Origin of the sequence: Stenotrophomonas maltophilia (genome assembly GCF_002799155.1) — a bacterium.
Taxonomy (GTDB): Bacteria; Pseudomonadota; Gammaproteobacteria; order Xanthomonadales; family Xanthomonadaceae; genus Stenotrophomonas; species Stenotrophomonas maltophilia_R.
In genome coordinates this window covers 3,012,531-3,034,325 of sequence record NZ_NERD01000002.1, presented here as the reverse complement: position 1 = coordinate 3,034,325, position 21,795 = coordinate 3,012,531, and the positions used below count along the sequence as shown (strand labels likewise).

At 66.8% G+C, this 21,795-nt stretch carries 16 protein-coding genes; 14 read left to right on the top strand and 2 right to left on the bottom strand.

Annotation, left to right across the window (positions count from 1 at the left end; translation table 11 throughout):
- Positions 1 to 15: 15 nt before the first annotated feature.
- The 3 genes from B9Y82_RS14600 to B9Y82_RS14590 all read left to right on the top strand — a co-directional run bounded on the left by B9Y82_RS14600 (position 16) and on the right by B9Y82_RS14590 (position 6,060).
- Positions 16 to 723: a pilus assembly protein gene (locus B9Y82_RS14600; protein ID WP_100473784.1), complete on the top strand. Its 708-nt coding sequence runs from the start codon at positions 16 to 18 to the stop codon at positions 721 to 723.
- Positions 724 to 783: 60 nt separating this feature from the next.
- Positions 784 to 5,247: an ESPR-type extended signal peptide-containing protein gene (locus B9Y82_RS14595; protein WP_100473783.1), complete on the top strand. Its 4,464-nt coding sequence runs from the start codon at positions 784 to 786 to the stop codon at positions 5,245 to 5,247.
- 69 nt (positions 5,248 to 5,316) lie between these two features.
- Entirely contained in the window at positions 5,317 to 6,060 is a 744-nt protein-coding gene (locus B9Y82_RS14590) for a hypothetical protein (protein WP_100473782.1), read from the top strand.
- 101 nt (positions 6,061 to 6,161) lie between these two features.
- Here the strand turns inward: B9Y82_RS14590 and B9Y82_RS14585 are convergent, their stop codons facing one another.
- Together B9Y82_RS14585 and B9Y82_RS14580 are read right to left on the bottom strand one after the other, a co-directional pair.
- Positions 6,162 to 6,806 (bottom strand): hypothetical protein, encoded by a 645-nt coding sequence (locus B9Y82_RS14585; protein WP_100473781.1) that lies wholly within the window; start codon positions 6,804 to 6,806, stop codon positions 6,162 to 6,164.
- Positions 6,807 to 6,915: 109 nt separating this feature from the next.
- The gene (locus B9Y82_RS14580) at positions 6,916 to 9,327 is read right to left on the bottom strand and encodes a penicillin-binding protein 1A (protein WP_100473780.1); all 2,412 of its coding nucleotides are present in this window, start codon (positions 9,325 to 9,327) and stop codon (positions 6,916 to 6,918) included.
- Positions 9,328 to 9,546: 219 nt separating this feature from the next.
- On the opposite strand from B9Y82_RS14580, the gene B9Y82_RS14575 reads away from it, so the two are divergent.
- From B9Y82_RS14575 to B9Y82_RS14525, 11 genes are all read left to right on the top strand, one after another.
- The gene (locus B9Y82_RS14575; protein WP_014038321.1) at positions 9,547 to 10,605 is read left to right on the top strand and encodes a pilus assembly protein PilM; all 1,059 of its coding nucleotides are present in this window, start codon (positions 9,547 to 9,549) and stop codon (positions 10,603 to 10,605) included.
- A complete protein-coding gene (locus B9Y82_RS14570) occupies positions 10,605 to 11,477 on the top strand; it encodes a PilN domain-containing protein (protein WP_100473779.1) in 873 nt (290 codons plus the stop codon). The genes B9Y82_RS14575 and B9Y82_RS14570 overlap by 1 nt, the downstream gene beginning before the upstream one ends.
- The gene (locus B9Y82_RS14565; protein WP_100473778.1) at positions 11,474 to 12,130 is read left to right on the top strand and encodes a type 4a pilus biogenesis protein PilO; all 657 of its coding nucleotides are present in this window, start codon (positions 11,474 to 11,476) and stop codon (positions 12,128 to 12,130) included. The genes B9Y82_RS14570 and B9Y82_RS14565 overlap by 4 nt, the downstream gene beginning before the upstream one ends.
- Positions 12,130 to 12,663, top strand: coding sequence for a pilus assembly protein PilP (locus B9Y82_RS14560; RefSeq protein WP_005418914.1), 534 nt, complete (start codon positions 12,130 to 12,132; stop codon positions 12,661 to 12,663). Before B9Y82_RS14565 ends, B9Y82_RS14560 begins: the two co-directional genes overlap by 1 nt.
- Positions 12,664 to 12,684: 21 nt before the next feature.
- A complete protein-coding gene (locus B9Y82_RS14555; protein ID WP_100473777.1) occupies positions 12,685 to 14,655 on the top strand; it encodes a type IV pilus secretin PilQ in 1,971 nt (656 codons plus the stop codon).
- Positions 14,656 to 14,827: 172 nt separating this feature from the next.
- Positions 14,828 to 15,853, top strand: a complete 1,026-nt coding sequence (locus tag B9Y82_RS14550; protein WP_100473776.1) for an AAA family ATPase — start codon at positions 14,828 to 14,830, stop codon at positions 15,851 to 15,853.
- An 8-nt stretch (positions 15,854 to 15,861) separates the two neighbouring features.
- Complete coding sequence (locus tag B9Y82_RS14545; RefSeq protein WP_100473775.1) at positions 15,862 to 16,791, top strand: DUF58 domain-containing protein; 930 nt, start codon at positions 15,862 to 15,864, stop codon at positions 16,789 to 16,791.
- Positions 16,788 to 17,237, top strand: coding sequence for a DUF4381 family protein (locus B9Y82_RS14540; RefSeq protein WP_100473774.1), 450 nt, complete (start codon positions 16,788 to 16,790; stop codon positions 17,235 to 17,237). The genes B9Y82_RS14545 and B9Y82_RS14540 overlap by 4 nt, the downstream gene beginning before the upstream one ends.
- Positions 17,234 to 18,238, top strand: a complete 1,005-nt coding sequence (locus B9Y82_RS14535) for a vWA domain-containing protein (RefSeq protein WP_100473773.1) — start codon at positions 17,234 to 17,236, stop codon at positions 18,236 to 18,238. The genes B9Y82_RS14540 and B9Y82_RS14535 overlap by 4 nt, the downstream gene beginning before the upstream one ends.
- A complete protein-coding gene (locus B9Y82_RS14530) occupies positions 18,235 to 20,073 on the top strand; it encodes a VWA domain-containing protein (protein ID WP_100473772.1) in 1,839 nt (612 codons plus the stop codon). The genes B9Y82_RS14535 and B9Y82_RS14530 overlap by 4 nt, the downstream gene beginning before the upstream one ends.
- A complete protein-coding gene (locus tag B9Y82_RS14525; protein ID WP_100473771.1) occupies positions 20,070 to 21,785 on the top strand; it encodes a BatD family protein in 1,716 nt (571 codons plus the stop codon). The genes B9Y82_RS14530 and B9Y82_RS14525 overlap by 4 nt, the downstream gene beginning before the upstream one ends.
- The last annotated feature ends 10 nt before the right edge of the window (positions 21,786 to 21,795 follow it).

Here is a 21,795-nt window from a genome sequence, read left to right as displayed (position 1 = left end):
CCACGGAGGCTCATCATGAAGAAGCTGCTGTTCTGCCTGCTGCCGCTGAGCGCACTGCTGGCCCCACCGGCACAGGCCAATCTGTCCATTCATCCGATGCGCGCAGCGGTGGATGCCAAGCACGGCACGCAGATTCGCGTGTATTCGCAATCCACCCAACCGCAATACGTGCAGGCGCGCCTGTTGCGCATCTCCAACCCGGCACAGGTGGGTGAAGAAGAGATCGAAGTAGAGGCCGCCGATGCGGCGATTGCCATCACGCCCGGCAAGTTCGCGCTCAGCGGCGGCAGCAATCGCCTGATCCGGGTGATTCCGCTGCAGACCGTCGAAAAAGAGGCGGCCTACCGCATCTACTTCGAGGGGGTGAAGGGCCCCGACGGCACGATCCTGGAAGGCGACGAGCAGGCGGCGCAGGCCAACGTCGGCGTCAGCCTGGTCTGGGGCGCGCTGGTGAACGTGGTGCCTGCCAAAGGCCACGTGGATCTGAAACTACAGGGCAACACCCTGCGCAATACCGGCACGCTGCGGGTGGGCATTACCGGTGCTGCCGAATGCAACGCCGGTGGCGCGTGCACGCCGCGCGAGCTGTCCACAAGTCTCTACCCCGATGCTGCGCTGACCTTGCCCTTCCAGCTCCAGCCGGGCAACACCCTGCAGTTGCAGTACCGCCTGTCGAACGACGGCTATCGCGATCACGTGACGACCCTGGCGCCAAGCGCCTGACCTTCTATTGCCCCGCGCACGCGCGGGGCTTTGTTTCCCTTGTCCTGTTAAGGAAAGAACATGAATCACATCTATCGTCGTATCTGGAGTCATGCAAAGCAATGCTGGGTAGTTGGTAGTGAGCTGAGCGCATCGTGCGGCAAGCGGTCGTCAACCAAGCTCAGGGCGCTTGCTTTGCTGGTTGTCGCGTCGACGGCGCTCGCTGCATCGGCGAGTGAGAACGCGGAGCCTGTGTCTGAGAGCGAGCGGACGGTGGAGTGGGAAGCCGCGCGCTTTCTGGCTCATTCTCCGATGGTGTCTTCGCTCTTTGCAGCGCAACCGCGTGCGATCCACACCCAGCTGGCATTGCTCAACGATGCCTACTACAAGGACGCCACGCTCAACGGCGACATGCAGATGATTCTTGGATCCAGGTCCAGCATCAACGGTTGGGGCTCAGTGGTCTACGGGACAGCGTCCTCATTGTCAGGAAAAGGCAGTGTTCTGGTAGGGAATGAAGCAGTCGCAAAAGGGGATAGAAATGTAGCGGTTGGCTACAAGGCAGAGGCAAAGAGCGGCTACTCGACGGTACTGGGTGCGAGTTCGGTTGCCTCGGGCGTCGGCACCACTGCTGTCGGTCACGATGCTCGTGCCTACGCTCAGAACTCCATAGCAGTAGGTAGTGGCGCCCGCACAGTTGAAAGCACGGCAGGTGTGTCCCGCATCGCTATCGGAGGGAATGCATTTGCGGGAACCGCTGGCTATTCCGGAGCCATTGCAGTGGGTGGCAACGCGCGTGCAGAGTTCAGCGGCGTTGCGCTCGGTCATCATGCGAAGGCACTGGCTAATGGATCTGCAGCCATCGGCGCCAACTCAGAAGCGACCGAGGCAAACTCGGTCTCCGTTGGCAACGCGTCTACCAAGCGACGAATTGTCAACGTGGCCGATGCGCGCTTGAGTGCGGCAAGCACGGATGCCGTTACCGGCAAGCAGCTGTTTGCAACGCAAACCCTTGCGCAATCGGTCAACAATCGGGTGGATGCGACGGCACTGGCGCTTGGCAAGGGAGCATTGGCAGAGTCGAATACCACCTATGGCGCAAGCACGGCAGTCGGCAACAACGCCAAAGGCTACAACGGCGCGAGCGTTGCGCTCGGCGATGACGCGCGCGCCGGCGTCGATGTGGCAGGAAACAAGGTCAATGGCAGGGCGGGCGGCGTCTCGGTGGGGTCCGGTACCCGGAGTGCGCACGGTGCCGTGGCCATGGGTCACAAGGCCGTTGCGGGTGGCAATTTCTCTGTTGCGATCGGCTCAGATGCCGTCGCCAATGAAGAGCTGAGTACCGCTCTCGGGAAAGCCAGTATCGCCGGGGCCCAGCAGACGACGGCCCTGGGGCGAGGAACGCAGGCAACGGCGAAGTTCGCCACCGCAGTGGGCAATCTTGCGAGGGCAACGGGCGTCAGTTCACTGGCCCTTGGAAACGGTACACATGCAGGGCACGAAAACGCAGTTGCGCTGGGGGCTGGTTCGGTCACCGCCTCGGCCAATTCCGTGTCCGTGGGCAACGCGAAGTCCACGCGGAAGATCCAGTACGTCGCCGATGGTGTGGTGGGTGCCGGCAGCACCGATGCCATCACTGGCAACCAGTTGTTCCAGACCAATACCCGGCTCACGGCCGTGGAGAAGACCGCAGGCGATGTGACGGGTGAGCTGGCCGCGGTGAAGTCAATTGCACAGGCCGCGACGAACCGCATCGATGCAACGACCTTGGCTTTGGGCAAAGGTGCCACCGCAGAGAATGGTAGCTACGGCGTCAGCACCGCACTCGGCAACAACGCCAAAGCGTACAACGGCCGCAGCGTAGCGTTGGGCGACGACGCGCGCGCTGGCGTGGATGCGGACGGCAACAAGGTGGCGAACCAGAACGCGGGTGTCTCGGTCGGTGCCGGAACCCGTAGCGCCAACGGTGCCGTTGCAACCGGCTTCCGTGCAAACGCAAGCGGAAACTTCTCGATTGCTGTAGGCGGTGACGCTAAAGCCCAGGCTGAGCACGCTACGGCGGTCGGCTATCTGAGCAAGGCAGTCGCCAGCCAGGCAACGGCACTGGGTCGCGGTAGCGAGGCGACGGCAAAGTTCGCCAGTGCGCTGGGCAATCTGGCCAAGGCTTCGAACACCAGCTCCGTGGCGCTGGGTGACCGCGCTCAGGCCTCACATGAGAATGCCGTTGCGCTGGGTGCAGGTGCGGTGACCGCGTCAGCCAATTCGGTATCGGTCGGCAGCGCCAGCAGGAAGCGGAAGATCCAGTACATCGCCGATGGCGCAGTGGGGGCCGGCAGCACAGATGCCATCACCGGTAACCAGCTTCATGCCACCAACCAGGCCGTGACCAAGGCCCAGACAGCAGCTGACGGAGCGACGACCACCGCCAACGCTGCAAAGGTGGAATCGGGCAATGCGCTGGCCGAAACGGTGGCGCTGGGTGGCCTCGTCAGCCAGACCGCTGCCAATGAGAGTGTTCGCCTGGGACAGAAGAACAGTGGCACGCAGCTGGATGTGCGCAACAGTGCCAATGCGAACCGCAGGATCGTCGGCGTCGCCGACGGGGCCATCAGCGCGACCAGCAACGATGCCGTGACCGGCAAGCAGCTCCATGAAACCAACGCGAACGTGAACTCGGCACAGACGGCAGCCAGCGCAGCGAAGGACAGCGCGGACACGGCATTGGCTGATACTGGAGTCTTGAAGGGTCTTGTCGGTCAAGTGGCTGTCAACGGCAACGTTCGTGTTGGCGAGAAGAACAGCGGCGCCGTGCTGGATATACGCAACAGCGCAAACGCGAATCGGAAGCTGACCGGTGTGGCTGATGGAGTAGTCAGCGCCAGCAGCTATGAGGCCGTCAACGGCAGGCAGCTAAACGTGACCAATGACAAGGTGGCGACGGTGGAGGGCATTGCCAGGTCTGCGGGTACGGAAGCTGGCGTGGCAAAGACGGATGCCGCCAAGGCGCTGGCTGAGACAACGGCACTGGGCGGGCTGGTGGCCCAAGGATCTGCGTCTGGGAGTGTGCGTTTGGGCGAGAAGAACAGTGGCACGATCTTGGATGTGCGCAACAGCGCCAATGCCAATCGGAAGATCAGTGGTGTTGCGGATGGCTCCATTGATGCCAGTAGCACAGAGGCCGTGTCGGGCCGTCAGCTCCACTCGACGAATAGTCGAATTGCGGATTTGGAGAGCGCCAATCACTATGTGAGCGTGGGTGTTGACTCATTCAGTGAGCGCGCAGAGGCGGCCTTGCTTGGAGTGGCTATTGGTGATTCAGCGAAGGCCGGAGCTGAAGGAGGCACCGCATTGGGAGCATTCGCAACAGCCGTTGGAAAGAACTCAGTGGCAGTGGGCCGTGGAGCTGGAGTCGCTGGTGGCGCCTCGGATGGTTTTGCGATGGGAGCAGGTGCTCAGGTGCATGCAAACAACGGAGTTGCGATCGGAGCGGGCGCTGTGGTTGGAGACTCTGCTATTGGCTCCATGGCATTGGGTGCAGACTCCGCTGCAGACGAGCCTGGAACCGCGTCTTTTGGCAATGCTACAACTCAACGTCGTCTGACCAACATTGCCCGAGGTACAGCCGACCACAACGCCACCACTGTCTCCCAGCTCAAGGATTCCCTCGCCACTCTCGGGGGCGGCGCAGGCATGGACGGCAACGGCAACATCATCGCCCCGACCTATACGGTGCAAGGCGGAACGCAGAGCACCGTCGAAGATGCACTGATGGCACTCGATGGCGCCGTCATCACTGCCGGCCGTCGCGCGGACAAGGTGGAAGGTCAGCTCAGTTCGATTTTCCAGGATTCACCTTCGGTCCGCGCCGACGGCGTCAACCAGCTCACCCTCGCCGGCGCCAACGGCATGGTCATCTCCAACGTGGCCAACGGCCTGATCGCGGCCGGCAGCCGTGATGCGGTCAACGGTGGCCAGCTGCATTCGATGCAGCAGCAGCTCAATGGCCGCATGGACGGTCTGGAGCAGCGCATCGACGATGCCCCGGCACCGCGTGCCCTGGCGTCGTCCTCGGTTCCGAAGCCGCAGGCCGAGGAAACTCCTGTGGTACCGGAAGGCAAGGACTCCCAGCAGGTTGCCTCGGTAGGCGAGGGTGACAAGCCCACGCCGCAGCCGAAGGCCAACAGGGACGAATCGCCGAAGCCGCAGGTCGACACCGCCGAGCTGGAGAAGATGCTGGCCCGCGCCAACGAGTACACCGATGGGGCGATCAGCAACTTCGAGCGCCGCCTGGACAAGATGGACAAGCGCTTCAACCGCATGGCGGCGATGAGCAGTGCGCAGACGGCGATGGCGATGAACACCGCCGGCCTGGCGACCTACAACCGCCTCGGTGCGGGTGTGGGCTACAGCGAGGGTGAGTCGGCCATGGCGGTGGGCTACCAGCGCGTGCTCAACGAGAAGGGCTCGGCCACCTTCAGCCTCAATGGTGCGTTCACCAACAGCGGTGAGCGCAGCATGGGCGTCGGTGTGGGCATCGGCTGGTAAGTCATGGAGCCCTGGCGTGACGCGCGTAATCCACCCCGTCGCGCCGGGGTCCTTGCCGAGGAGATGGCGATGTACCGATGGGTGAGTCGATTCATCAGCTACCGCACGTTCTATCGGTGGCGGGCGCGGTACTTCTACTACACCCGCAATCTGGACAGCTGGGTCCTGTTCACCCTGCTGTGCCTGACCGGCATGGTGCTGGTGCTCTGGTACCACTGGCGGGTGGTGAGCGTGCCGCCGCCGCGCGTGCACCCGGAGGTGGCAGCGCTGCGCGTGGAGAACATCACCGGCGAGGCGATCCATCGCATCGTGCTGGTGCAGCATGGCGGCACCACACCCGGTGAGCCGTTCACCACGCCAGAAGAAGTCCGGGCCGGTACGCTGCGCACGATGCGGGTACGGGAGCTGCTGGACAGTGCGATGGTGTGGCAGCTGAAAGCCCATATGCTGGCCGACATGGCGGCGTACATCGAAGCCACGGGCAGCTGCTTCCCATACCCGTGCTGGCAGCTGAAGCATCGGCTGTCACTGCTCCGCGCAGCGCAGGCGGAAAACACCGCCATCAACGAGGGGCTGGCGCCGGTGCTGGAGGTACCGCTGGACAGGATGCCCAATCTCAACGGGGGGGAGCGCGCGCGGATACAGACGGCCTGGTCCGACGCGTTCGGCGACGTCTACAACCAGACCTGGCTGTTGGCTGACCTGCAGGACATGCACGCCCGGATGATGATGGAGTATCCACGGCGCGCGGGTGCGCCGTGGCTGGCACGCCTGCTGACCGGCGATGCCAAGGAGCCGCATGAGCTCCGGTAGGGGAGGCTGGAGCCATGCTCGACTGCTCTTCGGTCAGGTATCCGGACGCCTGAAGCGCCGTGCGGACCAACGGCCCGCACCGACCAAGGCCGGAGCTACCGTCACCCGCCGATGTACGCAGTGATCTCCACCTCGGCCAGCACCTGCCGCAACTGCGCCACGGACGCGCGCCGCATCGGCTTCTCATCCACCGGCGACAACGGTGCCTGGCGCAGGGCGTCATACGGCAGCACGGCCAGGTCGAAGGTCAGCTCCTCGGCACTGAACACCCACACCGGCACGTCCAGGCATCGCTCGCGGTCCATGCGCAGGCGACGCGTGCGCGATTCGGCAGGAATGCCGTGTTCGTCCAGGAAGCGGTGCACGGCCTCCGGGTCGTCGCTGTGCAGGTGCAGCTGCACGGGGCTGTTCGCGTCGGCGGTGCCGTCCAGCACGGGACCGGCCAGGCGCGGGGCGAAGCCGTGCAGGAACTCCAGCGCGCGCATCGCGGCCTCGCGGCGGCGCTGCAGTTCGTTGCCGTGCCGGGGCCCGGAGAACAGCCGCTGGTACTCGCGCAGGGCGTCCTCGATCTCGGTGTTGCGGGGCAGGGAGGCATCGTCGTGGATGCCGAGCCGGCTGGCGGCCTTCAACTTGGCCTGGTGGTAGTCGCGGATGCCGCCTTCGGCCATCAGGCGGGCGGCTTCGTGGGCGAGGCGGTGGCGCCGCTCGCGGGTCTGGCTGGCAGCATGCTGACGGGCGCGATGCATGCGATGACTCCCTGTTGCGACCTGGCTACAGACTAGCGCACGGATGTGACATCTGCGTGGGTATTCCGCGGAGGTGCCAACCCACGGTTGGCACCCCCAACATTCTTCCTCAGAAAATATCGAACGCGGCGGCGTCGGCCTGCGGCGTATTGAGGTTCAGGTCGTAGTCGGTCAGGCGGTCCATGTCTTCCACCTTCACCCACTCGGTAGCACCGTTGAGGGTGGCCTGGACCATGCCGCTGGGCGGGTCGTTCTGCGCGATCGGGGTGTCCTTCAGCGCGGTGCGCATGTACTCGATCCATATCGGCAGGGCGGCCTTGCCACCGTATTCGCGGTAGCCCAGCGAGCGGAAGTCGTCGCGGCCCACCCACACGGTGGTCACGTACGGCCCGCCGAAGCCGGAGAACCAGGCATCGCGATGGTCGTTGGTGGAGCCGGTCTTGCCGCCCACGTCCTCGCGGCCGAGCACCTTGGCCTGGACACCGGTACCGCGCTGGACCACGTCGCGCATCATCGACACCAGCTGGTAGGCCGTGCGGGCGTCGATCGCGCGCGGGGCGGTGCGGGCATCCGGGTTGGCCGGTGCCGCCGGGGCTTCGACCTTGGCTGCGGCGGCCGGGTCCACCTTCGGGGCCGGAGCGCCGAAGTTGAAGCCGTCCACCACCTGGTTGACCGGCTGGTCGCTGCTGCCGGCGCAGTCGCGGCAGGCCAGCGCCGGGTTTTCCTTGAACACCAGGTTGCCGTCACGGTCGTTGACCTGGTCGATCAGCCAGGTGTCCACGCGCGAGCCGCCGTTGGCGAACACGGCGTAGCCACGCGCCACCGACAGCGGGGTCAGCGAGGCGGTACCCAGCGACATCGACAGGTTCGGCGGCAACTCCGATTCGGCAAAGCCAAACTCGCTGATGTACTTGCGGGCGTAGTCCACGCCCATGCCATCCAGCAGGCGCACCGACACCAGGTTGCGTGACTGCACCAGCGCCTCGCGCAGGCGCATCGGGCCGCGGAATCCGCCGCCGTCGTTCTGCGGGGCCCAGGTCTTGCCGCGGCGGTCGCGGAACACGACCGGGGCATCGAGCACGATCGAGGCCGGGTTGTAGCCCTTGTCGAAGGCGGCCGCATAGACGAACGGCTTGAAGCTGGACCCCGGCTGGCGACGGGCCTGGGTGGCGCGGTTGAACTTGTTGCCGGAGAAGCTGAAGCCACCCACCAGCGCCTTCAACGCGCCGTTGTGGGCGTCCAGCGAGACCAGTGCGGACTGGCCGCGCGGGATCTGGTCCAGCAGCCACTCACCTTCCTTGGCACCGGCGCGCACGCGCACGATGTCACCGCGCTGCACCAGCTTGCCCGGGGTCTTGTTGGTCCACTTGGCAGCACCGGCCGGCAGCACGATCTCGGTGCGGTTGGCGAGCACCACGGTGGCGCTGCCATCGGCGCCGGTGCTGGCGACGATCGCCGGTAGCAGGCCGGCCTGGCCGACCATGCCACGCAGGTGCTCGGCCAGGGCCGCGGTGTCGTCACCGGCGCCTAGCTGCACCTGCTTCTCCACGCCGTGCCAGCCGTGGCGGTGGTCGTACAGCAGGAGGCCGTCGCGCACCGACTGGTTCGCGGCGGTCTGCAGGGTGGAGTCGATGGTGGTGGTGACGTGATAGCCCTTGTTGACCACGTCGCCGCCGAACCGGGCGATCATTTCCTGGCGCACCAGCTCGGCCACGTACGGGGCATCGACCTGCACCGGCGGCTCATGCGCGGTGGCGTGCATCGGCACGGCCTTGGCCGCGTCGGCCTCGGCCTGGCTGACGAACTTCAGGTCGGCCATGCGCTGCAGCACGTAGTTGTCGCGGCGCTGGCGGGCACGTTCCGGGTTGGAGATCGGGTTGCCCGAAGAGGGGAACTTGGGGATGCCGGCCAGCGAGGCCATCTCGTCCAGGTCCAGCTCGTTCAGCTTCTTGCCGTAGTAGAACTCGGCGGCAGCAGCCACGCCGTAGGCGCGGTTGCCGAAGAAACTCTTGTTCAGGTACAGCTCGAAGATCTCGTCCTTGCTCAGCTCGGACTCGATCTTCCGCGCCAGCAGGATCTCAGCCAGCTTGCGGGTATAGCTGTACTCGGAGCTGAGGAAGAACTGGCGGGCGACCTGCTGGGTGATGGTGGAGCCACCCGGCACGCGCTTGTCGTTGGTGGTGGCCAGCAGCCATACCGCGCGGCCGATGCCCTTGTAGTCCACACCGCCATGCTCGTAGAAGCGGGCGTCCTCGGTGGCCAGGAACGCCTGCTTCAGCTTCTCGGGCACGTCCTTCATGGTGATCGGGGTGCGCCGGGTCTCGCCGAACACCGCCATCAGCTTGCCATCGGCAGCATAGACGTACATCGGCTCCTGCATTTCCACGTCGCGCAGGGTCTGCACGTCGGGAAGCTTGGAGGAAACGGCATAGTACAGACCGCCCACGGCGGCCGCGCCGATCAGCGCCAGGACCAGGACAATCAGGAAGATCCAGCGCAGCCAGCGGCGGAGTCGAGTCATCGGGTTCAGATTCCGATTGCGAATTTCGTGGTCGCAGAGTATAGATTACGCAAGGTGGCGGCTGGGGTCGGCACCGGGGAGCGCAAGGGGAATTGCCAGGGGCTGCATCGTGAATCCGTGAGGGATTTCACAGCAGGGCGGTTGCCATTTGCTAAGAATACGTTATTAATGCGCGGACGCAGCTCTTGCGTCCAAGTGCCCGTCGGCAGGGGAGAAACCGTGGGGCTCATCCCAAAAAGTCAGTCGCCGCTTGTGGGCGTCGACATCAGTTCGACTGCGGTAAAGCTTTTGCAGCTGTCCCGCAGTGGCAATCGTTTCCGCGTGGAACATTACGCTGTGGAACCTCTTCCACCGAATGCGGTGGTGGAGAAGAACATCGTTGAAGTGGAGGCCGTGGGTGAGGCCATCCGCCGGGCGATGAACCGCTCAGGCAGCAAGGCGAAATTGGCCGCTGCCGCCGTCGCGGGGTCGGCGGTGATCACCAAGGTGATCCCGATGCCGGCCGATCTCGACGAAAACGACATGGAAGCCCAGATCGAGCTGGAAGCGGTCAACTACATTCCGTATCCGATCGAGGAAGTGAACCTGGACTTCGAGGTGATCGGGTCGATCCCGAACAACCCGGAGATGGTCCAGGTGCTGCTGGCCGCGTCGCGTTCGGAGAATGTCGAGCTGCGCCAGTCCGCGCTGGAACTCGGTGGCCTGCAGGCCAAGGTGATGGACGTGGAGGCCTTCGCGGTCGAGAACGCCTACGCCCTGGTCGCCAGCGAGCTGCCGGTGTCCATCGACGGCGTGGTCGCGCTGGTCGACATCGGCGCCACCATGACCACCCTCAACGTCCTGCGCGGCGGCCGTAGCCTCTATAGCCGCGAACAGGTGTTCGGTGGCAAGCAGCTGACCGACGAGATCATGCGCCGCTACGGCCTGAGCTACGAGGAAGCCGGGCTGGCCAAGCGCCAGGGCGGCCTGCCGGAAAGCTACGAGATGGAAGTGCTGGAGCCGTTCAAGGAAGCCACGGTCCAGCAGATCAGCCGCCTGCTGCAGTTCTTCTATGCAGGCAGCGAATTCAACCGCGTCGATCACATCGTGCTGGCAGGCGGCTGTGCCGTGCTGGGTGGCTTGCCGGAGATGGTCGAGGAACAGCTGGGTGTGCCAACCGTGGTCGCCAACCCGCTGGCGCAGATGACCCTGGGGCCGAAGGTGAACGCGCACGCGTTGGCCCAGGATGCCCCCGCGCTGATGATCGCGACCGGTCTGGCGCTGAGGAGCTTTGACTGATGGCACGCATCAATCTATTGCCCTGGCGCGCCGAGCGGCGCAAGCAACGCCAGCGCGAGTTCTACGCAATGCTGGGCATGGCCGCTGTCGGTGGCCTGCTGCTGTCGCTGATGATCTGGTTCTATTACGACCGCCAGGTGAGCGGCCAGATGGACCGCAACGCCTATCTGGAAGCCGAGATCGAGAAGGTCAAGGAACAGAACAAGGAGATCGACCGCCTCGACGCGCAGAAGGAACGCCTGCTGGCCCGCAAGAAGGTGATCGAGGAGCTGCAGGCCAAGCGCTCGCAGATGGTCCACCTGTTCGACGCGCTGGTGCGCACCATCCCCGACGGCGTGGTGCTGACCGCGCTGAAGCAGGAAGGGGATGTGCTGACGCTGGAAGGGCGCACCCAGTCCAATGCCCGCGTTTCGGCGTACATGCGCAACCTGGAGACGTCCGGCTGGATGACCAACCCGGAGCTGTCGATCATCGAAGCGCGTGACCCGGAGAAGGACAAGGACGGCAAGGTCGGCCCGCTGGCCGACATCAAGGCGCTGCCGTATGTGTTCGTGGTCAAGGTGAAGCTGCCGGCACAGAGCGAAGAGGTTTCGGCGACGCCGGGCCTGAACGCCGATGGCTCGGTGGCGACGGCTGCGCCGGCCCCGGTGGCTCCGTTGGCCGCAGGTCCGGATGCCGCGACGCCTGCGGCTCCCGCACCGGGCCAGCCGGCAGCGGCTCCCGCCGCACCGGCCGCTGCACCGTCGGCCACTCCGGCCAAACCGAACCAGCCGGCCGCTCCGGCCCCGGCACCTGCCCCGAAGCCCGAGGGCAGCCGCCTGGCGCAGCCGCCGCAGGCCTTCAATGCGCTGCTGCAGGGGGACCGCGCATGAGCCAGAAGATCGACCTCAAGAACCTGGATTTCAACGACATCGGCAACTGGCCGCAGAAGGCCAAGATCGTCTTCTGCTCGTTGCTGGCGCTGGTCATCATGTTCGTGGCGTGGATGCTGCTGATCAGCGGCAAGCGCGAGGAACTGGCCGGGCTGGAATCGAAGGAAACCGAGCTGCGCGCCGAGTTCACCAAGCAGCAGGAACGCGCGGTGAACCTGGGGCCGCTGAAACAGCAACTGGCGCAGATGGAGCAGGTGCTGCAGCAGATGCTGCGGCAGCTGCCGAGCAAGACCGAAATGCCCGACCTGATCATCGACATCTCGCAGACCGCGCTGTCCAGCGGCCTGACCAACGAGCTGTTCGAGCCGGAGCAGGAGCAGATCAAGGAGTTCTACGCCGAGAAGCCGATCAAGCTGCGCATGGTGGGCAGTTACCACCAGTTCGGTGCGTTCGTCAGTGGCGTGGCCTCGCTGCCGCGGGTGGTGATCCTGACCATGCATGACATCAACCTCAAGCCCAAGGAAAAGACCGGCGGCAACGTCCGCAGCGGTGCACTGGAACTGTCCGGTACGGTCAAGACCTACCGCTACCTGGACGAGACCGAAGTGCAGGCGCAGCAGGCATCCGACGCTGGCAAGGAGGGCAAGAAGTGATGCGCGCGCAGACCGTACGTGGTGCGATGGTGCTGGCTGTGCTGCTGCTGGCCGGTTGCGGCCGTGGCGTGACCAGCACGCCCGGCGACGCACCGAACCTTGAGAAATGGGTGGAAGGCGAGCGTGCGCGACCGGCGCAACCGCTGGAGCCACTGCCGGTGATGCAGCAGTTCGAGACCTTTGAATACTCCGCGCAGGGCATGCGCGATCCGTTCACCGATGCCTGGACCAATCCGCAGCAGGGGAATGGCGGATTGCGACCGGACCCGAACCGGCGCAAGGAGCCGTTGGAAGGCTTCCCGCTGGATGCGCTGGACATGGTCGGCACCATCGGCACCGGTGCAGGCACCGTGGCGCTGGTGATGGGGCCGGACAAGGTTACCTACCGGGTTCGCCCGGGCGGTTACCTGGGGCAGAGCGACGGGCGGGTCACGGCGGTCTTCGAAGACCGCGTGGAGCTGATCGAACTGGTGCCGGATGGCGCGGGTGGCTGGCTGGAACGGCCGGCAACGCTCTCGCTTGAAGATCAATGATCGTTTACTGGGGATAGCACGATGACCTTTCACCAAGCCAAGGGGCTGCGTCCCATCCGGCGCTCTACCTTGAACCGTGTCAGCGCGCTGGGAGTCGCGCTGATGCTGGCCTGCGCTCCGGCGCTGGCTGCCGCACCGGCGGAAAAGCCGGTGGGCGCCACCGTGGCACCGGCCGCCGCGCCGGCTGGCCTGTCGGTGTCCAAGATCGATTTCAAGCGTGGCGATGACGGCGCCGGGCGCCTGATCGTGCAGTTCGACGGGCAGGGCGCGATTCCTGACCTGCGCACGCAGGGCAACAGCGTCGTGGTCGACGTTGGCAATGCCCGGCTACCGGCCAACCTGCAGAAGCCGATGAACGTCACCGACTTCGCCACGCCGGTGCAGCGCATCGACGCCAAGCCGTCCGGTGCCGGTACCCAGCTGGTGCTGAGCACTGGCGGCGCCGTGGAATCGCTGGCCTACCAGAGCGGCAACGAGTACGTGGTCGAGATCAGCCCGCGGCAGGCCCAGGCCGCCGTGGGTGCGGTCACCGCCGGCAGCGTCACCCAGGCGGCCAAGGCCGTCGGCCAGCGCGGCTTCACCGGCAAGCCGGTGACCTTCAACTTCCAGGACGTGCCGGTGCGCACCGTGCTGCAGTTGATCGCCGAGGAGTCCAACCTGAACGTGGTGGCGTCCGACTCGGTGCAGGGCAACGTGACCCTGCGCCTGGTCAATGTGCCGTGGGACCAGGCGCTGGACATCGTCCTGCGCGCCAAGGGCCTGGACAAGCGTCGCGACGGCAGCGTGATCTGGGTGGCGCCGCAGGCCGAACTGGCCAAGTTCGAGCAGGAAAAGGAAGACGCGCGCATCGCCATCGAGAACCGCGAAGACCTGCAGACCGACTACATCCAGATCAACTACCACAGCGCCACGCAGATCTTCAAAGCGCTGACCGAGGCCAAGGGCATCGGCGGCGGCGGTGGTGGTGGCAGTGGTGGTGGTTCGGGCAGCTCCTCGCAGGAAGACAGTGGCTTCCTGTCCTCGCGCGGCCGCATCGTGGCCGACGAACGCACCAACACGCTGATGATCAGCGACATCCCGAAGAAGATCGCGCGCATGCGCGAGCTGATCAACGTGATCGACCGCCCGGTCGACCAGGTGCTGATCGAAAGCCGCATCGTCATCGCCACCGATACCTTCGCCCGCGAGCTGGGCGCGAAGTTCGGTGTCAGCGGCAGCCGTGACAACGTGTACTTCAGTGGCAGCCTGGATGCCAATGCCGAGACCCGCAAGTCGCAGGTCGCAACCGACCTGGCCAATGCCAAGGCCGAGCGTGACTGGGAAGCGGGTGGCCGGATCGGCCCGCCGCCGGTGAAGTCCGGCTCGGCGATCACCCGTGGCCTGAACTGGAACCTGCCGGTGGCTGCCGCCAGCAACCCGGGTTCGCTGGCGCTGTCGATCCTCAATGCCGGTTACCTGCTGGACGTGGAGCTGTCGGCCATGCAGCAGGAGTCGCGAGGCGAGGTGATCTCCAACCCGCGCGTGGTCACCACCAACCAGCGCGAAGCGATGATCAAGCAGGGCAAGGAAATCGGCTACGTCACCATCAGCGGTGGTACCGCTGGCGGCGTGGCGACCCCGAACGTCCAGTTCAAGGAAGTGGTGCTGGAGCTGAAGGTCACCCCGACCATCACCAACGACAACCGCGTGTTCCTCAACATGCAGGTGAAGAAGGACGAAGTCGACCAGCTGATCCAGCTGGAGGGCTACGGCACCGTGCCGTCGATCAACCGACGCGAAGTCAACACCGCGGTGCTGGTCGAGGATGGGCAGACCGTGGTGATCGGTGGCGTCTACGAGTTCACCGATCGCAACAGCATCAGCAAGGTGCCGTTCCTGGGCGACGTGCCGTTCCTGGGCAACCTGTTCAAGAAGCGCGGTCGCAACAAGGACAAGGCCGAGCTGCTGGTGTTCGTCACCCCGAAGGTGCTGCGCGTGGCCAAGCAGAACTGATCCAGCGCACTCAGGTGTTCGAAGAAGGGCCGCCTCGTGCGGCCCTTCTTCGTTTCCGCCAGGGGAACCACGCTCTACGCGGAGGGCTGTTCAGCCGTTCTTGATGCCAATCGCAAGGCACCCTGCGATGATGTCGGGAACCCGTGCCGTCCTGCGCCGGTCAAAGGCCCCCATGAACCTGCCACCGCCGATGCCCGAATCCGTCTCGCCGCCGCCCGCGCCGGCCACCTCCCGCCTGCATGCGGCATTCACCCAGCTGCGCGATGCGTTGTCGGCCGAGATCGTCGGCCAGGCGGCACTGGTCGAACGCCTGCTGATCGCGCTGCTGGCCGACGGCCACCTGCTGGTGGAGGGCGCGCCGGGCCTGGCCAAGACCACGGCAATCCGTGCACTGGCCTCGCGCCTGGAAGCGGACTTTGCCCGCGTGCAGTTCACCCCCGACCTGCTGCCGGCCGACCTCACCGGTACCGAGATCTGGCGCCCGCAGGAAGGCCGCTTCGAGTTCGTGCCCGGCCCGATCTTCCACCCGATCCTGCTGGCCGACGAGATCAACCGCGCGCCGGCCAAGGTGCAGTCGGCGCTGCTGGAAGCCATGGGCGAGCGCCAGGTCACCGTTGGCCGCCATACCTATGCGCTGCCGTCGCTGTTCCTGGTGATGGCCACGCAGAACCCGATCGAGCAGGAAGGTACCTTCCCGCTGCCGGAAGCGCAGCTGGACCGCTTCCTGATGCATGTGCGCATCGGCTACCCGGACCAGGCGGCCGAATCGGAAATCCTGCGGCTGGCCCGCGAGCGTGCCCGTGGCGCGTTGGGCGAGGCCGCGCCGGCGCCCGACAAGATGCCGATGCAGGACGTGTTCGACGCCCGCCGCGAAGTGCTGGACCTGCACATGGCGCCGGCGCTGGAGCGGTACCTGATCGAACTGGTGCTGGCGTCGCGCGACCCGTCGCGCTACGACGCCGGCCTCGGCCGCCGCATCGCCTGGGGTGCCAGCCCGCGTGGCTCCATCGCACTGGAACGCTGCGCACGTGCGCGCGCCTGGCTGGCCGGCCGCGACTTCGTCACCCCCGACGACGTGCGTGCGGTGGCCGCCGACGTGCTGCGCCATCGCGTGCTGCCCAGCTATGAAGCCACCGCCGAAGGCTGGGACGGCGAGCGCCTGGTGCAGGAGCTGCTGGCCCGGGTGCCGGCACCCTGAGCCTGCGCATGACCGATCCATCCCTGGAACAGGCACCGTCTGCGCTCGAAGGTGACGGGCTGCGCCCGCAGCTGGCCGAACTGGTCGTGCTGCGCCGGCTGGCACAGCGTCCGCCGCCGCCGCGGCGTGGCCGCACCGGTAACGCAGGGCAGGCACCGTCTCCGCTGCGCGGCCGCGGCATGGAGTACGCCGAGTCGCGCGAGTACGTGGCCGGCGACGACGCGCGCCACATCGACTGGCGCGTGACCGCACGCACCGGCCGCGCCCACACCAAGCTGTTCCAGGCAGAACGTGAGCGGGTCAGCCTGATCGTGGCCGATACCTCGCCGGCGCTGTACTTCGGCACCCGCGTGCGCTTCAAATCGGTGCAGGCCGCCCGCGCCGGCGCTGTTGCGGCATGGTCGGCGCAGCGCCGTGGCGACCGCGTGGGCGCGCTGCGTGGCAGCGACCGCGAAGCGCCGATCGCTCCCGCAGGTGGGCCACGCGGCGTATTGCGCGTGCTCGACGCGCTTACCCGCTGGTATGCACAGCCGCCGTCCGATGATCTGGGCCTGGAGCGCGCGCTGGATCATGCCGGTCGCGTGCTGCGCCCCGGGGCACGCATGCTGGTGCTGGCCGATCCGCAGCAGGCCATCCGCATTCCACCGGCACGCTGGAGCGCGCTGGCCCAGCATCACGACCTCAGCCTGGTGCTGCTGGTCGATCCGCTGGAGCTGCAGCCGCCGTCGGCCGCACTGCAGTTCCAGACCGCGCAGCAGCGTATCGGTCTCGACCTGCGCCGCAGCGAAGTGCAGGCGCACTGGCAGGCGCATTTTGTCGAGCCGCTGCAGGAACTGCGGCGCCAGCTCAGCGCGCGCCGCGTCGACGTGCAGGTGCTGTCCTCCGATGCACCCAGCGACGCCTGGCTGGCGCCGTCGCCGACCGAGGTGCCGGCATGAGCGCCGCTCTGCCGCTGCGCGATGTACATCTGCCACCGGCACCGTCATGGTGGCCGCCAGCCCCCGGTTACCTGATGATCGGCGCAGCGGTCGTGCTGGTGCTGCTGGTGATCGCCGTGGTGATGTTGCGTCGTCGCCGTCGCCGCCAGCGCTGGTTGCAGTTGTTCGATCAGGAGCTGGCAGCCACCACCGACGCTGCAGCAGAACTGGCGGCGATCGCAGGACTGCTGCGCCGGGCCGCGCGTCATGCGGCGCCGGGCAGTGAATCGCTGCGCGATGACGCCTGGTGGCAGCGTGTGGACCCACAGGGCACGCTGCCCGCTGCACATCGCAGCCTGCTGGCCGAAGGCGCCTATCGCCCGCGCGTCGACAGCAACGACGTGGCCGCCGTGCGCAGCTGGGCCCGCGAACGCTACCTGGCGATGCTGCTGGAGCGCCGCCGATGAACCTGTGGACGACCTATTGGCCATGGCCGGACCTGCAGCTGGCATGGCCGCTCGCCCTGCTGGCGCTGCCGTTGCCGCTGCTGATGCGCTGGTGGAAGCGTCGCGCAGATCCGGGCGCCGCACTACGCGTGCCCTATGCCGCTGCCGAACTGGAAGCGCTGTCTGATGGTGGTCGGGTTGACGTGTCGTGGCTGCGCACGCTGCTGCTGTGGCTGGGGTGGTGCGCGCTGTGTGTCGCGCTGGCGCGACCACAGCAGCTGGGCGATGCCATCACGCCGCCGCAGCAGGGGCGGCAGATGATGCTGGCGATGGATGTGTCCGGCAGCATGGGCGAGGGCGACATGGTGCTGGGCGGCCAGGCCGTGGATCGCCTTACCGCAGCCAAGGCCGTGCTGGCCGACTTCCTGGATCGCCGTGCCGGCGACCGCGTCGGCCTGCTGATCTTCGGTGACCGTGCCTACACGCTCACGCCGCTGACCGCGGACCTGGCCAGCGTGCGTGACCAGCTGCGCGACAGCGTGGTCGGCCTGGCCGGACGCGAGACCGCCATCGGTGATGCCATCGGCCTGGCGGTGAAGCGCCTGCGCAGCCAGCCGGAGGGACAGCGCGTGCTGATCCTGTTGACCGACGGCGTCAGCAATGCCGGTGTGCTGGAGCCGCTGCGCGCGGCGGAAGTGGCGCGCGCCGAAGGCGTGCGCATCCACACGGTTGCATTTGGCGGCGATGGCAGCATGCGGTTGTTCGGCATTCCGATCTCCACCGACCAGGATCCGGTCGACGAGGCCACCCTGAAGAAGATCGCCAGCATGACGGGCGGCCAGTTCTTCCGTGCGCGTGACACCGCGCAGCTGGCCGGCATCTATGCCGAGCTTGATCGCCTGGAGCCAGTGGCCGCAAAGGGCCCGAGCCTGCGCCCGCGCGAAGAACGTTATGCGTGGCCGTTGGGCCTGGCGTTGCTGCTGGGCGCATTGGCATGGCTGTGGCCGGAGCGTCGCCGATGATCGCGTTTGCTTCGAATCTTCCCGACTGGAACACACTGCACTTCCTGCGGCCCGAGTGGCTGTGGGCGCTGTTGGCGCTGCCGCTGATCATCGCGTTTGCGCTGTACCGGCAACGGCGCAGTGATGTGTGGCGGCAGGCGGTGGACGCACATCTGTTGCCGCACCTGCTGGCCGCCGGTGCAAGGCGGCGGGCACGTCTGCCCTGGGCGGTGCTGCTCGGCTGGACGCTGGCATCGCTGGCCATGGCCGGTCCGAGCTGGCGGCAGCAGGCACAACCGATGTTCCAGGCCAGCGCACCGTTGCTGGTGGTGCTGGACCTGTCCAGCCGGATCACCGCGACCGATCTGCCACCGTCGCGCCTGCTGCAGGCGCGAGCGAAAGTGGGCGAGCTGCTGCGCGCACGCCAAGGCGGGCAGGTGGGGCTGGTGGTGTACGCCGATGATGCCTACACCGTGGCACCGCTGACCGACGACGGCAGCAATGTTGCGCTGTATCTGGATGCGCTGTCGCCGGACGTGATGCCGCGCGATGGCCAGCGTGCCGACCGCGGCATCGATTGGGCGACACGCTTGATGCGGCAGATCGGTGCGTTGCAGGGGCAGATCCTGCTGGTCAGCGATCAGGCGGACAGCGAAGCTGCACTGGCGGCGGCACAGGCGCGCGGCCTGGGCCTGCAGGTGTCGGTGCTGGGCCTGGGCACGCCTGCCGGTGCGGCCTACCGCGATGGCAGCGGGCAGATCCGCCAGGCTGCGCTGGATGAGGGCAGCTTGCGCGCGGTGGCCACGGCCGGCGGCGGACGCTATGCACGCATTTCGGCCGATGGCAGCGATCTGCGTGCGCTCGGCGTACTCGACGCGCGCGAAGGCACGGCGGCGCAGCGGCCAGGCGAAGGCAAGCAGTGGCGTGACGAAGGCTTCTGGCTGCTGCCGCCGGTGATGCTGCTGGCATTGCTGGCCTTCCGTCGTCGCGCGGTGCTGGCCGCGGTGCTCGCGGTCGGCCTGCTGCCGTGGATGAATGACGCGCAGGCGCAGGCCCCTGCGACGCCTGCCTCCCAGCCGGCGCAGGGCACGCTGTGGAAGCGTAGCGATCAGGTGCAGCACCAGCGACTGGCCGACGGGGTGCAGGCCTACCGCAGGGGCGACTTCGCCACTGCACGCAAACAGTTCGAAGGCATCGACAACGATGCCGCTTGGTACAACCTGGCCAACACGCTGGCACGCGAAGGCCACTACGACGACGCGATCGCCGCCTACGACCGCGCGCTGGCACTGCATCCGGGCATGGCCGATGCGGTGGCCAACCGTGCCGTGGTCGATGCTGCACGCAAGCGCAGGCAATCCGGTGGCGGCCAGGGCCAGGATCAGCAGAAGCCGCCGCAGAACGGGCAGCAGAAGCAGGCGCAGGGCTCGCAGGGCCAGCGGAATCCACAGGGGCAGCCGCAGCAGGGCCAGCAGAATCCCGGCCAGGGCCAGCCGCAGTCGGGCCAGCAGGACCCGCCCAAGGCGGGTGACACCAACGCGCAGTCGAAGCCTCAGCCTGGCGAGCGCGGCCGCGATGGCCAGCAGGCACCGCCGCAGGTGGAAGATGCCAAGGCACAGGCGCAGGCCGACGAACAGCAACGCCAGCGCATGCAGCAGGCAATGCAGCAGGCACGCGAGGGCAAGGGCGAACAGGAGGGCAAGCCCGTGCCAGGCAGCGAAGGCGCCACCCCGCGCCAACGCGAGGAGCAACAGGCCGTGGAGGCGTGGATGCGACGTGTGCCGGATGATCCGGGCGCATTGCTGCGGGCCAAGTTCCAGCTGGAAAACGAACGCAGGAAGAGGGAAGGGCGATGACGCGGGCGATCAACATGCACGGGCGCTGGCCACTACAGGTACTGGTGGCACTGCTGCTGTGGCTGCCGCTGCTGGCGTGGGCTCAGCCGCGCGCGTGGTTGGATCGCGACCGCATCGCGATGGGCGATACGGTCACCCTCAATGTCGAGAGCGACCAGGGTGTCCCGGACTTCACGCCATTGCGAAGCGACTTCGATCTTAGCGGGCAGACCAGCAGCCGCCAGGTGGAGTGGAGCAATGGCAGCATGCAGCAGCGCAACCTGTATGGCGTGGCGCTGACCCCACGGCGCAGCGGCGCGCTGGTGGTGCCGGGCCTGCAGGTGGGCAGTGTGCGCACCGCGCCGCTGACGCTGCAGGTGGATGCGGCCACCGTGGCCGGGCCGGACAGCAATGCGATGGCCTTCATCGAAACCGTTGTCGATGACGATACGCCGTATGTGCAGCAGAGCGTGGGCGTGGTGGTGCGCTTGTATTTCGCCTCGCAGCTGGCCTCCGGCGAACTGGTGCTGGATACCCCGGCGGGTGCGTCGCTGCAGCGCGTGGGCGAGGACCGTACCGATGTGCGCCAGGTCAACGGCCGCCGCTACAACGTGGTCGAACGGCGTTTCCTGCTGATCCCCGAACGCAGTGGCGCGTTGAAGCTGGCCGGCGCGCGTTTCAGCGGACGCAGCGCCGGTGGCTTTTTCGATGACTTCTTCGGTGGTGGCGACGGCCGCATGAGTGCCACCAGCGCCGACCGCACACTGCAGGTGCAGGCACAACCGGCGCAGGCGCCGCAGCCGTGGCTGCCCCTGCAGAGCCTGCAGTTGCGCTACACCAGTGCGCCGACCAGCGCCCGCACTGGTGAGGCGGCCAACGTGGTGGTCGAAGCGATTGCCGAAGGCGCGACGCGCGCACAGTTCACCGATCTGCCGGTGCCGGATGTCGGCGCCAATGCGCAGGTGTTCGCCGAACCCGCGCAGTACGAAGAGACCTTCAACGGCAGCACGCCGCGCCTGAAGATCACCCGCCGCTATTCGATCGTGCCGCGCCAGCCGGGTTCGCTGGTGGTACCGGGGCCGCGCCTGCCCTGGTGGGATGTACGCAACGGCAAGGCACAGGAAGCGAAGCTGCCAGACCTGACGCTGGCCGTTGCAGCTGGCACGGGCGCGGGCACTGCCTCGCCGGCATCGCTGCCACCGATCGACACCGCTGCCGCGCTGCCCGGCAGCGATGGGCAGGATGCGCGTATCGCCGCGACCGATCCACGCGCCAGCGGGCTGTCCGAGCGTCCGTGGCCGTGGATGGCGGCGGCCATCGGCCTGGCGTTGCTGTGGCTGTTGACCCTGCTGTGGGGCTGGCAGCGAGGCCGGCGCCCGCGTGCCGTGGCGCCTGTAGCCGGCAAGCCCTCTGTGCCGACGGTGGCGAGCGGGCGTGCCGGCCTGGCCGAACTGCGCCGCGCGCTGGATGGTGAAGGTTTCGACCAAGTGGAAGCACAGCTGTGTGCGATGGCCGGCGTTGAACGCATCGAGCAGGTCATCGCGCGGCTCGGGGATGCAGCCCAGCGCCAGGTGCTGCAGGACCTGCAGCAGGCGCGCTGGGGCGGGCAGGGTGATCTGGCGCCGCTGCGTGCGCGCCTGCGCGAAGTCTTCCGTGACGGACCGCACTGGTCGGCGGCCGCGGGTACCGCTGACACTGGCCTGGCGCCGCTGTATCCGCCGCGGCGAACCTGAACCGGCGCCG